Here is a 12,387-nt window from a genome sequence, read left to right as displayed (position 1 = left end):
CGCGCGGCCGGCCCGGTGTACGGGCGGCGGTCACGAAGTCGTGGGACCTAAGACCCCGGTGCCGCCGGCTCACGGCAGGGGCACGGTCCACTCGACCCGCGTGCCGCCGCCCGGGCGCGACTCGATCGAGAAGGTCCCGCCCGCCGATTCGGCCCGGTCGCGCAGGTTGCCCAGCCCGCTCGGCGAGACCTCGGCGGGCAGCCCCGAGCCGTCGTCCGCGACCGCCACCCGGAGCACCTCGTCCTTCACCGACACCGCGATGGTCACCGATGTGGCGCCGGCGTGCCGGACGGTGTTGCTGACGGCCTCGCGGACCACGGCCTCCACGTGTTCGCCCAGCTGCGCGGGCACCGCGTCGACGGTGCCGGACATGCTCACCGTGGGATGCACGGGTGCGTCGTCGGTGAGCTCGGCGATCGCGTCGTAGAGCCGGTGCCGCAGGCTCAGCCCGGTCGCCCCAGCCGCGCCACCGTGCAGGTCGAAGATCGCGGTGCGGATCTCGTGGACGATCTCGTGCATCTGGTCGACGCTGTCCTGGAGCCGCCGCTTCAGCTCCGGCTCCTTCAGCCGGCGGCGCGTGCCCTGCATCGCCAGCCCCACCGCGAAGAGCCGCTGGATCACGTGGTCGTGCAGGTCCCGGGCGATCCGGTCGCGGTCGGACAGCACGTCCAGCTCGCGGGCGGCGCGTTGCTGGGCCGCCAGCTGCAGGGCGAGCGCGGCCTGGTCGGCGAACGACGCCAGGACCGGCAGCTGTGTCGCCCCGAACGCGGTGGCGCCCGGCTCGCGGACCGCGATCAGGACCCCTGACGTGCGGTCCCCCGTGCGCAGGGGCACCACGAGCGTCGGGCCGAAACGCCGGCCCCCGCCGAGGTCCAGGACCGGGATGCTGCGCGGGGTCCGGTCCCGGTAGACCGCGCCCGGAACGGTCGAGGCGGTGTCGATCCGCACGCCGGTGAACTCGACCGCGCTCACGCTCGCGCAGACGGTGATCGTCAGGTCGGCGGCGTCGGCGTCCCAGTCCTCGTCGACGTCCAGCCGGCCGGAGTTGGGCAGCGCCAGCATCGTCACGTCCGAGCCGGTCAGCTCCAGGGCCCGTTCGGCGATCAGGTTCAGCGCGTCGGCCGGGTCCGTGCCGCCGAGCAGCTCGGTCGTGACCTCACTCGTCGCACCGAGCCACCGTTGCCGCAGCTGCGCCTGCTCGTACAGGTGCGAGTTCTCGATCGCGATCCCCGCCGCGGCCGCAAGCGCTTGCACCATCACCTCGTCGTCGTCGGTGAAAGCGCCACCGCCCCGCTTCCCGGTGAGGTAGAGGTTGCCGAAGACCTCGTCGCGCACCCGGACGGGAACGCCGAGGAACGAGTGCATGGGCGGGTGGTGCGGCGGAAACCCGACGGACGCGGGATGCTCCGAGATCTCTTCCAGCCGCAGCGGTTTCGCCTCGTCGATGACCAGGCCGAGCACCCCGTGGCCCTCGGGCAGGTGGCCGATGCGCTCCCGCGTCGCGGAATCGATGCCGCGGTACACGAACTCCGCGAGCGAACTGTCGTCGGCGAGCACACCGAGCGCCCCGTATCGAGCCTCGCCGAGGTCGATCGCGGCCTGGACGATGCGGCGCAGCGTCGCGTCCAGTTCCAGCCCCGACGCCACGGCGAGCACCGCGTCGAGCAGGCCGTCCATCTTGTCGCGCGTACCGATCAGCTGCTCGACGAGCTCTTGGAGATCCCGCAGCGTCTCCCGCAGGCGCAGCTGTCCCAGGGTGCCCGAAAGCCTGCGGGCGCTCTCCCCGGACCCGGTTGCCGACATCGGTCCGCTCGCCTCCCTCATCCCACGGCGTCGCCCGCCCGTGATGACTTTCGCCTCTGTCCGCCGCGGCAGCGGTCGACCAGCCTGGCAGGGCAAGGCTCGACTCCGACCAGCACTCGCTTTCCACGGCCGGGAGACCGATGACCCTACAAGTGGCTGCGACCGGGCGGCTCACCTCCGAACAGGTGAGATCGGCTCTGCGCGCCGCGACGCTCGCGCCCTCGACGCACAACACTCAGCCCTGGCTGTTCGCCAGCGGACCGGGAGGAATCGAGGTCCGCGCGGACCCCGACCGCATCCTTCCCGTCGCCGACGCGGACCGGCGGGAGCTGTTGCTGTCCTGCGGCGCGGCACTGTTCAACCTCCGTGCCGCGATCCACGCCTGCGGCGTGCACCCGGTCGTGACCCTGTTCCCGCGCCGTCCGGAGCCGGACCTGCTGGCCGTGGTGCGGCCGGTGGGCGGCGCGTCGGTCGACGACCGGCTCGCCCGGCTCGCGCGGGAGATCCCCCGCCGGCACACGAACCGGTCGCCTTTCAGCACCGAGGTCGTGCCCCCGGCGGTCGTCGGCCTGCTGCGCCACGCGGCGGAGCTCGAGCACGCCTGGCTGCCCCGCCTCGATCACGGCCAGGTGGCGGGGCTGAAGGAGCTGGTGCGGACGAGTCACCGGATCCAGATGAACGATCCCGCGTTCGTCGCCGAGTGGCAGCGCTGGACCGCGCGCGACCGGTCCAGCCGCGACGGCGTGCCGATGTCCGCCGGGGGGACCCCGCCGGCCGGCGACGCCTGGGTCCTCCGTGATTTCGGAACCAGGGCTGCCGGCTCGCTCCGCCCGGGCCCGGCGCCCGAACCGCTGGTCGTGGTGATCGGCTCGTTCGGCGACGACCACCTCGACCGGCTGAGGACCGGCCAGGCCATGCAACGCGTGTTGCTGACGGCGACGGCGCTGAGGCTGGACGCTTCCTTCATCTCGCAACCGGTCGAAGTCGCGCACCTGCGCGAACGGCTCCGCGTGCTGCTCGGCGGTGGCGTCTGGCCGCAGATCATCCTGCGCCTGGGCCACGGTTCGCCGGCCGCGCCGGTGCCGAGAAGGGATCTGGAGGAGGTCGTGGTCGCCCCGACCCTGCTCACCGCCTGACGACCGCGTCCCCCTGGCTCGTCGGCACCGTCCAGCGCACCGAGCCGGCCTCGTCACCGTGGCCCACCCCGCAGGTCCCGCCGCGCGACCGCGCGGCTTCCGCCAGCTCCGCGAGATCCGCGGCGGCCGATCCTTCGAGATCGCCCGGGCCGTCGTGCCGGACCACCGCGGTCAGCCGGTCCGGCTCGGACCGGATCTCCACCTGGACCCAGGCCGCGGCCGCGTGGCGCGCGACCAGCCGCAGGCCATGCTCGAGGAACGGCACCAGATCGGCGGCCACCAGGGTGTCCAGCTTGCCGGAGAACTGGGTCGAGACGGCGAACCCGAGCACGGCGGTGGCCTCGGAGAGCACCCGCAGGATCTCGTCGCGCACCGGTGACAGCCCGGCGTCGGCCGGGTCGTCGACCGAGAACACGGTGGCCTGGATCTGGTCGATGACGTCGTCGAGGTCGGCGATCGTCTCGCGGACCCGGTTCACGACGGTCGCCGATCGGGCGAGACCGGCCGTCGTCTGCAACGCCAGGCCGGCGGAGTACAGCCGCCGGACCACCTGGCTGTGCAGATCGGCGGCGATCCGTTCACGTTCGTCGTACAGGGCGTTGCGCTGCTGTTCGGCCCGCGCCTCGGCCAGCTCGATCGCCACGGACGCCTGGTTGGCGAACCCCGCCGCCATCTCCAGATCGTCCACGGTGAACGGCGGGCGACCCGTGGCGCGTGCCGCGGTGAGCACGCCGTTGACCTGCCCACTGCCGGTGAGGGGCACGACGAGAACGGCGTCCACGTCCATCTCGATCGGCGGCCGCACCGGCAGCCGCTCCCGCTGTTCGATCCACGAGCCCATCATCGGCTCGCCGGTGACGAAGACCGAGCCGGAGACCGACGAACCGACGGGCAGCACCAGGCCCTCCAGCTTCTCCGCGCCGGCCCCGACCGCCAGGTCCACGCGCAGGGTGCCCTCGGCACCGGTCGGCCTGACGACCGTCACCAGTTCGGCGTCGGCGAGCTCCCGGGTGTGGCGCGCGATGAGCGCGAGCGGGTTCTCCGACTCCGAAGAGAGGAGCTCGCGGGTGATCGCGGCGGACGCGCGCAGCCACTCCTGCTGGACCCTCGCGGTCTGGTACAGGCGCGCGTTGTCGATCGCGCTGCCCGCGGCGGCCGCGAGAGCGAGCGCGAGCTCTTCGTCCTCGGCACTGAACCCGCCGTTGACGCTGTCGGTGAGGTAGAGGTTGCCGAACACGGCGTCCCGCACCCGGATCGGGACGCCCAGGAAGCTCGCCATCGGCGGATGGCCGGCCGGGAAGCCGGTGGACCGCGGATCGTTCTGCAGGCGGGCGAGCCGGATGGGCCGCGGATCCTCGACCAGGGCGCCCAGCAGGCCCTTGCCCTCGGGCAGGTGGCCCAGTTTCGCCACCGTCTCCGCGGCCATGCCCACGTGCACGAACTCGGCGAGCTGTCCGTCCGGGCCGATCACGCCCAGTGCCGCGTAGTGCGCCCCCACCAGCTCGCGAGCCGCCTCGACGATACGCGTCAGCAGCGCCGGCAGGGCGAGGTCACTCGTGATCATCGTGGTCGCGCGCAGCAGGCCGCGCAGCCGGCCTTGGGTTCCCATGACCTCCTGGGCCCGCTCGACCAGCTGCGCGAGCAACTGGTCGAGCTCCAGCCTCGGCAGGTCGGGGAAGGTCAGCCTGCCCGGGTCGGGCTGGTCGTCCTGAGCTCCGCTCACAGCCGTTCCTGTCTTCGCCACGGTCCTCGCACACCGCGGGTCGCCGGTCCGGGACACCCAGTCTCCCACCCTCGCGAGCACCGTCAAGCCGCGCAAACCCGACCGGCGGTCCCCCGGTCACGCAGCGCGCAGGAACGATCGGCTGTGCGTCGGTCGCGGCGTCCGGCAACGCGCGGCGCGCCGGCTCCGCGCCGACCGGGGTGCCCACTGTGGACAAGAGCGTCAACCGGCCCGACTCAAGATCGGGACACCGGCGGAAGAGCTGTCGAGGCGGTAGCGCAGCAAGCGGGCGGCCAGCTCACCCCGGTCACCGCCGAGCTCGGGCGGAACCGGTGCCGGGGCCGTGTCGGCGGACCGGACGCCGGCCACGAACCGGCGCACGGCAACCGGATCGGGCACGACCTCGCCGCCGAAGTAGGCGAGTACCAGCAAGTCCTCACCCGAATGCGTTTCCATCGCGAACGACCAGCCGTGGCGCTCGTCCCACACCAGGGCCGTGTCCCGCCCCGGTCGCCGGCGCAAGCGCACATCCAGCGCCACGTACGCCGAGACGGGGTCGTCGAGGTCCACGGCGCAGGATTCCACCCCCACGCCCACCGCGGCACTCACCGCAGCCAGGTAGCCGGTCAGGCCGCAGCGCAGGCCGTGGTCGTCGTCGATGCCAGTCGGCAGCGGAATCACCCTCCAACGCGGTCGGCACCCACCGGCCGCAACCGGCCGTCGCTCTCGCCGCGACGTTACGACGGCGCGGCGGCGGCCTGATGGCGGCGTTCGGCCTCGGCCGCAAGGACTTTCGTCCCCGCTCACTCCCGTTGGCCGCTGCGCGATCGGAAGCTCGGCGGCGACGAGATTCTCAGTCCATTGAGGACGGACAGACGGACACCTCGACCCCGGAAACCCTTGCGGCATCACCACGAGGCAGCGTCGCGCGGCCACGCGCCGGTTCAGCGTTCCTGGTCGCGCAGCTCCGTGGCCAGGACCGCGGCTTGGGTCCGGCGCTGCAGGCCCAGCTTGGTCAGCAGCCGCGAGACGTAGTTCTTGACGGTCTTCTCGGCCAGGAACATCCGTTCCGCGATCTGCCGGTTGGTCAGACCTTCGCCGATCAGCTCCAGCAGTTTGCGTTCCTGGTCCGACAGGTCGGACAACGGGCCTTTCTTGGCCTGGCTGTCGCGGAGCTTGGCCATCAGGGCCGCCGCCGCGTGCTCGTCGAGCAGAGACTTGCCCGCACCGACCCCCCGGACGGCCGAAACCAGGTCCATGCCCTTGATGTCCTTGATCACGAACCCGGCGGCGCCGGCCAGCACCGCGTCGAGCATCGCCTGCTCGTCGGTGTAGGAGGTGAGCATCAGGCACTTGAGCTCGGGCAGCTTCGAACGCAGCTCGCGCGCCAGCTCGATGCCGTTGCCGTCGGGCATCCGCACGTCCAGCACGGCGACATCCGGCCGGAGCGCGGGGATCCGGGCCAGCGCCTGCGACACGCTGCCGGCCTGCCCGACGACGGTGATCTCCTCGTCCTCGTCCAGCAGGTCGGCCACGCCGCGGCGCACGACCTCGTGGTCGTCCACGAGAAAAACGCGGAGCATCGGCGACCTCCCCGGCCGAGAAGGGATGACGCGGATCAGCGTACGGCCGCCCGGCCCCGGGATCGCGATGACCAAAGTCCCGGGTGTCGAGCCGGAGGTCACGTCCGGCCGGTCAGGTGGTGCCGCGTCCGGTCACGACCACGGATCATCGCCGGACGAGACGCAGTCCGCGGCGACCACGCCCGGCACGGCGAGCGCGAGGACCGTGGCGACGTGCCGGTCGGTCTCGTCGTCGTCGCGGTCGACGATCCGCACCACCCCCTCGCGGACCTCGACCTCCCACCGCCCGGTGCCACCGTAGATTTCGAGCCGGTGCCGCACGTCCACGGCGATCGCGCTGTCCGCCCGCGCGAGCACGCGGACGACGTCGCCGCGGGTGACGATCCCGACCAGACGGCTGCCGTCGGCGATCGGCATCGCCCGGATCCTCGCGTCGACCAGGGCCTGGCACAGGTCGGCCACGTCGGTCCCCGGCGACATCGCCGTGACCGGCGTGGTCATCACGTCTTCCACCGTCCGGCCGGCCGCGGCCGCGGGGGCGACGGGACGCCCGTGGCCGGACCGGACGTCCGCGGGCACCCCGTGCCGGATCAAATCGGCCTCGGTGACGATGCCGATCAGACGTTCGTCGTCGTCGACCACCGGGAGCGCGGTGAACCCGTGCTTCGTCAGCACTTCCGCCGCCTCCTTGACCGGCGCCGACGGTGTCACCGCCACCACCGGCGCGGACATCAGGTCGCGTGCACGCATCGAGTTCTCCTCCTTCTCCTTCTGTGCCTAAACCCGCATCGGCTCGAGTCCCCGCCGCAGGGTTTCCCACGCCGCGGGCAAGGCGGCGAGGCACTCCTGCGCAGCGAGCACCTCGGTCGTGATCAGCAGTTCGTAGGTCGCCGCCGGCCGGCCGGCCTCCGTCGCCGCCGATGCGAGTGCGCGCAGCTTCGCGCGGGCGACCATCGCGTCCCGGTACTCCCCCAGCAAGTCCTGCACCGCACGGCAGTCCGCCAGCACGCGGTCCGGGACGAAGGGCAAGGCGTCCGCGGCCGCTTCGAGCGCGTACCGGAGCCGCTTCGCGCTCTTGCGCACCGCGTGGACGGCCTTCGGAGCGGAGCCGGCGAACGCCGCTTCCAGCCGCGCGTCGGTCTCGGTCACGACCGTCCACACGAGACCCGGCAGGACGGCGCCGGCCGGTTCGAGCGCCGCCTTGCGCTGGTCGGACCGAGGTTGCTCCCGCAGCACGACCCCGAGCACTTCGAGGGCATTGAGCAGTTGGAGGTAGCGGTGCGAATCGAGCGCCTCGGCGCATTCGGCGGCGGATTCCGCGGCCGCCACGGCGAAGTGCCGCTCGGCGTCGGCCCGGACCGGCCCCAGGACCGCCTCGTCCGACAGCTCGCCGAGGCGGTGCAGGAACCTGCGCCGCTGCACCTCGGTGTCCCGCGCGGGCCCGACGCTCGCACCGAGCCGGCACAGCGATGCGCACAGGCCCCGCACCAGCCGCCGTCCGCCGAGGACGGGAGCGAACGTCCACAGCGCCGCCCTGAGGCGACGTGCTGCCGCTCTCAGTTCGCGCGCCCCCTCCGGTTCGCCCAGCCGCGCGGCCAGATCGGCGCGGGCGAGCGCCTCGATCTGCGTCTCCAGGTAGCCGAGCACCATGGCCCGCGCGGTGTCCCCCGGTGGCGCGTCCCGGGTCAGGCGTCCGGTGCACGGGCCGGTCACCGGGGTGAGCTCGAGGTCCCGGCTGTAGGCGCGGACGAGCCGGCGCAGTTCGTGCGGCACCTGGTCCGACTCGGGCGCCTCGACCCGGCACCCCCGGCCGTCGCCGCGGTCCAGCTGCCAGCTCGTGCCGACCCGGCTGAGCGTCAGGCCGTGCCGCCGCAGCCGCAGGCCGGCGGTGTCGTAGTAGTGGATGCCGTAGTGCAGGAGCGCGTACCCGCGCGCGGGACGCGGGCTCGTCGCCGGTGTCGTCACGGTCATGGCCGGCTCCCCGGGCGGACCACCGCGACGGGGCACGCCGCGTGGACCAGCAGCGCGTGGCTCGTGGAGCCGAGCAGCATGCCGGTGAACCCGCCCCGGCCACGGCTGCCGACCACCACGAGCTGGGCGCCGGCACCGAGCTCCAGCAGGGTCCGGGCCGGCCGGCCGTGCGCGATGACCACGTCGACCCACAGTTCGGGACACTTCTCCCGCCAGGGCGCGAGCTGTTCTTCCACCAGCCGCCGTTCCCCGGCGGCGATGTCGTCGGGGCCCGTTTTCCGCGGCGAGCTCCCCGACGTGGCCTCGGTCCAGGTGCGCACCACCACGAGCCGGGTACTGCGAGCAGCGGCTTCGTCGCACGCGTAGCCGAGCGCGTCGTTGCTGTCCGGCGATCGGCCGAGCCCGACGACGACCGGTCCGGTGGTCGGCGGCGCCTCGTCCGGTTTTCGCCCGCGCACGACCACGACCGGGCACGGCGCGTGGCCGGCGACCGCGGCCGCGGTCGAACCGAGCAGGAGCCCGGTGAACCCCCCGAGCCCGCGGGAGCCCAGCACCACCGCCTCGGCACCGGAGCTCTCCCGCAGGAGCACGCTCACGACACCACCCTCGACGGCGCTGCGCTCGACCGGCAGCGACGGCCATCGCGCGAGCACCGTCCCCTCGGCCTCGGCGAGCCCCGTCTCGGCCACGGACCGGAACCCCTCCCGGACGGCGGCGACCGCCATACCGGACACGCCCGGCCCAGGAACCGTGTACGCCTGGACCAGCTTCAACACCGCGCCCCGGCGTGCCGCCACCGCGGCCGCCCAGACCGCGGCGTGGCCGGAGGACGGCGACCCGTCAACTCCGGCGAGTACCACGCGGTGGTCACGTTCGGGCACTGCGCACGCCCCTCTCCCGTCCGCCGGAGGCGACGCGGCCGTTGCGGCGCCGCGCGCTCCCGCTCGTCGCGGACTGCGATCTCCGCCGCGGTGAGGACGACGGCATCCGGCCCGGGCAGCACTGTGGACCAGCGGCCGGCGGAGAGCCGTCGGCTCCGGGTTGTGCGTGCATCGGTTCTCCTCGTTTTCGACGTCGCCGGTACGGTCCACCGTCGCGCAGCCGCGCCCCGGCCGGTCAGGGGACGAAGTCCCTTTTCCCGAGGACGAAAGCGCAGGCCCCTCCGGCAGAGCGGTCGCCGTGCCGGGGAACGGGCGCCGGACCCTCGATCCACTGTGGACGGGTTCGGCGGCCGTCCCGCCCGCGTCGCTCCGGGAATCAGGCCCGCAGCTCGCCGCCGACCACCATCACGGGGCAGTCGGCGCGGTGGAGCAAGGCGTGGGTCGTGGAACCGAGGACCATGCCCGTGAACCCGCCGCGGCCCCGGCTGCCCACGACCACGAGCGCCGCCTCGGCGCTGCGTTCGAGCAGCTTGTCGCCGGGGAGATCGCGCTCGACCACCGGTTCGACGTCGACATCCGGGTACCGCTCGCGCCGGCCGGCCAGGCGCTCCGCGAGCAGCCGCTGCTCGACCTCGCCGATCTCGACCAGCGGGCTTCCGGGGTTGCTCGCGAACGGCCTGCCGCTCTCGGTGTCGCGCCACGCGTGCACCGCGACCAGCCTCGTGCCCCGGCGCGACGCCTCCTCGAACGCCCACGCCAGGGCGGCGTCGCTCATCGGGCTGCCGTCGACGCCGACGACGACCGGGCCGCCCGCGCGCGTCGCGCCGGTTCCGCGCACGATCACCACCGGACAGCCCGCTCTCGCGATGAGGTCGGCGTCCGGAGATCCGGCCAGCAGCCCGGAGAGTGTCCCGGTCGGCGGGCCGAGCACGAGCACGAGCGCGCCGGCCGAGGCCTGCCGCAAGGCGGCTTCGGCGCCGGCCGTGCTGGTCTTGGTCATGACCGGCACAAGCGGCTCGGCCGCCGCCAGTTCGTCACGCGTCGCCCGCGCCACCTGCTGCGCGAGCACGGCCTTGGTTTCGAGCCACGCCGACGCCTTGCCGCCCGAAGCCGGGTCCGCCACCGCGCTCGCCGTGAGCACCGTCAGCGAGGTGTGCCACAGCGCCGCTTCGCGCACCGCCCACCGTGCGGCCGACGCCGCCTGTCCGCTCCCGTCCACACCCACGACGACCGGCCCGGTTACCGCGTTCACGACTCGCTCCGGCCCGCTCCGACCAAGACTTCGCCTACCCCGCGACGCAGGCTCGCGGGCGCGTTCCCGGCCGGCCGGCCGAGCCTCATCAACGCTTGCGGGAACCCCGCGAGACCGCGGTCCTCGCACAGCGCCGAGCGCACTTCCGGCACGTGCAGCGGCTGCGTCAGCACCGCGGCCGACAGTCCGATTGTGACCGCTTCGAGCCAACCGCGTTCGAGCGCGTAACCGGCCCGGACGTGGTCGGCGCGGCTGTCGTCGGTGGTCAGGAACAGCAGGAACGTCTCGGCCGCCAGCCGGGACCGCAGCATGCGCGGCTCGGGCACCTCGGTCGCGCGCCGGACCAGCCCGGCCCACGGCAGCTCACCGGGCGGCACCACGGTGCGCCCCAGCCCCGCGCCGTGGCGGTGCCCGGCCTCGTCGCGGATCGTCCACAGGGCGAGCTCGCGCTGGTAGGCGCCGTCGTCTCGGATCGCGCGGGCGGCGTGGCCGAACAGCTCCGCGAGCTCGCCGGCATCGGTCAACGGCACAGCTTCGGCTCCGGTCGTCACCGCGGCCCGCACCACCCGCTCGACCTGCCGCCGGGCGACCGGGAGCCCGCCGAACCGGCCGCGGTGGCTGCGCCGCACCGCGATCGCCGCGAACCGCGCCAGGTCCTCCGCCGACGGCGCGCGCCGCGCTACGGCGTCGACGCGCGCCACCACGTCCGGGCGGGCCGGATCGGGCAGGATCGTCACGTCGGCCCGCCGGCCGAGCACCCGCACGGCCAGTTCGAGGTTCGCCAGCGCGGTCCCGCACGACATCGTGAGGTCGCGCCGCCCCGGATCGTGTTGCGGCAACGCCACGTCTGCCCGCTCCCGCAGCAACACCGAACCGTGCTTCGGCTCCACGGCCCACGGCTGCGTGTTGTGCACCGACGGGGCCCTCAGCACCGCGCGCCCCAGAACCTCCACCTCGGCGCTCGTCCACCCGCCGGCGCCCGGTGCCGGCGCGGGAACAGCTTTGTGGGACACGACTTCTCCTGGTGGCCTCGTCGGATCGGACCGGCTCAGCCAACCCCCGACCGCCGAAACCACGCGCCGGCCACAAGACACCGCCACGAAGGACCAACGTCACCGGGTCCGGGTCGGTGTCCACAACGGACCGGTACCTTTCCCCGCCCGGTCAACGGATCTCGGGCCGAGGAGACCGGCCTCACCTCAGGTGCCGGGCGAAGAACCGGTTCCCGGCTTCCCCCTCGAACGGCGGGACGCCGGTGTGCCCGCCCAGGTTGGCGTGCAGCGTCTTCTCCTTCGACCCGAAGGCGTCGAACAGGTCCAGGGCGAGCTGCCGGTCGTTGCCTTCGTCGTCCCACTGCAGCAGGACGTGCAGCGGAATGGTGACCTGGCGCGCCTCCTCGAACATGCTGCGGGGCACGAAACTCCCGGCGAACAGAACGGCGGCCGCGAGGCGCGGCTCGACCACCGCCAGCCGCACGCCGAGCGCGATCACCCCGCCCGCGAGCCCGACCGGGCCGCCGATGCCGGGCAGGGAAAGCAGGGCGTCCAGGGCGGCCTGCCATTCCGGAGCCGCCTGCTCGACCAGCGGCAGGATGAGCCGGTCGACGATCTCTTCGAGAGGTTCCCCGGTCTGCAACGCCCGGCGCAGGTCGGCGCGGGCCTGCTCGGCGTCGGCGGAACGGGGCCGGTCACCGCTTCCGGGGAGCTCGAGGGTGGCCGCGGCGTAGCCTTCCGCCGCGGAACTCCGGGCCCGGGCCACCAGCCGGGGGTACATCTTGCGCAGTCCACCAGGATGGCCGAGCAGGATCAGCGGGACCGGCTCGGACACCGATCCGGGGGTCCACAGGATGCCGGGAACCTCGCCGAGGGTGAACTCTCGTTCGAGGACGTCGTCTTCGAGGCGTTGTTCGGCGGAGAATCGCATGGTCGTGCCTTTCGGGAGTGCTCGTGAACGGCGCTCCCGGACGACCTACCGCCCGACCGTGACCCTGAGGGGAGCACCCATGTCGCCTGCGTTCACGGGTACCACCTCCTCGGTC

The 12,387-nt window shown here is 73.5% G+C and carries 11 protein-coding genes; 1 reads left to right on the top strand and 10 read right to left on the bottom strand.

The annotated features are described in order from the left end of the window. Window positions 1–69 precede the first annotated feature (69 nt). The gene (locus QRX50_RS24715; RefSeq protein ID WP_285974278.1) at window positions 70–1,803 is read right to left on the bottom strand and encodes a sensor histidine kinase; all 1,734 of its coding nucleotides are present in this window, start codon (window positions 1,801–1,803) and stop codon (window positions 70–72) included. A 140-nt stretch (window positions 1,804–1,943) separates the two neighbouring features. On the opposite strand from QRX50_RS24715, the gene QRX50_RS24710 reads away from it, so the two are divergent. Continuing rightward, a complete protein-coding gene (locus QRX50_RS24710) occupies window positions 1,944–2,939 on the top strand; it encodes an Acg family FMN-binding oxidoreductase (RefSeq protein ID WP_285974277.1) in 996 nt (331 codons plus the stop codon). Here the strand turns inward: QRX50_RS24710 and QRX50_RS24705 are convergent. The 9 genes from QRX50_RS24705 to QRX50_RS24665 all read right to left on the bottom strand — a co-directional run bounded on the left by QRX50_RS24705 (window position 2,929) and on the right by QRX50_RS24665 (window position 12,272). Then, the gene (locus tag QRX50_RS24705; protein ID WP_285974276.1) at window positions 2,929–4,662 is read right to left on the bottom strand and encodes a sensor histidine kinase; all 1,734 of its coding nucleotides are present in this window, start codon (window positions 4,660–4,662) and stop codon (window positions 2,929–2,931) included. The two genes, QRX50_RS24710 and QRX50_RS24705, sit on opposite strands and share 11 nt — an antisense overlap. Window positions 4,663–4,884: 222 nt before the next feature. Further along, entirely contained in the window at window positions 4,885–5,343 is a 459-nt protein-coding gene (locus QRX50_RS24700) for a DUF6292 family protein (RefSeq protein WP_285974275.1), read from the bottom strand. Window positions 5,344–5,606: 263 nt separating this feature from the next. Further along, entirely contained in the window at window positions 5,607–6,245 is a 639-nt protein-coding gene (locus QRX50_RS24695; RefSeq protein WP_285974274.1) for a response regulator, read from the bottom strand. 132 nt (window positions 6,246–6,377) lie between these two features. Beyond that, window positions 6,378–6,995, bottom strand: coding sequence for a CBS domain-containing protein (locus tag QRX50_RS24690; protein ID WP_285974273.1), 618 nt, complete (start codon window positions 6,993–6,995; stop codon window positions 6,378–6,380). 27 nt (window positions 6,996–7,022) lie between these two features. Then, complete coding sequence (locus QRX50_RS24685; RefSeq protein ID WP_285974272.1) at window positions 7,023–8,216, bottom strand: CHAD domain-containing protein; 1,194 nt, start codon at window positions 8,214–8,216, stop codon at window positions 7,023–7,025. Continuing rightward, a complete protein-coding gene (locus QRX50_RS24680) occupies window positions 8,213–9,097 on the bottom strand; it encodes a universal stress protein (protein WP_285974271.1) in 885 nt (294 codons plus the stop codon). The genes QRX50_RS24685 and QRX50_RS24680 overlap by 4 nt, the downstream gene beginning before the upstream one ends. A 376-nt stretch (window positions 9,098–9,473) precedes the next feature. Beyond that, window positions 9,474–10,349, bottom strand: coding sequence for a universal stress protein (locus tag QRX50_RS24675; protein ID WP_285974270.1), 876 nt, complete (start codon window positions 10,347–10,349; stop codon window positions 9,474–9,476). Then, window positions 10,346–11,362 carry an Acg family FMN-binding oxidoreductase gene (locus QRX50_RS24670; RefSeq protein WP_285974269.1) on the bottom strand — a complete coding sequence of 339 codons (1,017 nt, stop codon included), beginning with the start codon at window positions 11,360–11,362 and terminating at the stop codon, window positions 10,346–10,348. The genes QRX50_RS24675 and QRX50_RS24670 overlap by 4 nt, the downstream gene beginning before the upstream one ends. A gap of 181 nt (window positions 11,363–11,543) precedes the next feature. After that, window positions 11,544–12,272 carry a dienelactone hydrolase family protein gene (locus QRX50_RS24665; RefSeq protein WP_285974268.1) on the bottom strand — a complete coding sequence of 243 codons (729 nt, stop codon included), beginning with the start codon at window positions 12,270–12,272 and terminating at the stop codon, window positions 11,544–11,546. Window positions 12,273–12,387: the final 115 nt, after the last annotated feature.

This window comes from Amycolatopsis sp. 2-15 (genome assembly GCF_030285625.1).
In the GTDB taxonomy this organism is placed as follows: domain Bacteria; phylum Actinomycetota; class Actinomycetes; order Mycobacteriales; family Pseudonocardiaceae; genus Amycolatopsis; species Amycolatopsis carbonis.
The sequence above is the reverse complement of the archived record's forward strand: the minus strand, read 5'-3'. Positions and strand labels throughout refer to the sequence as shown.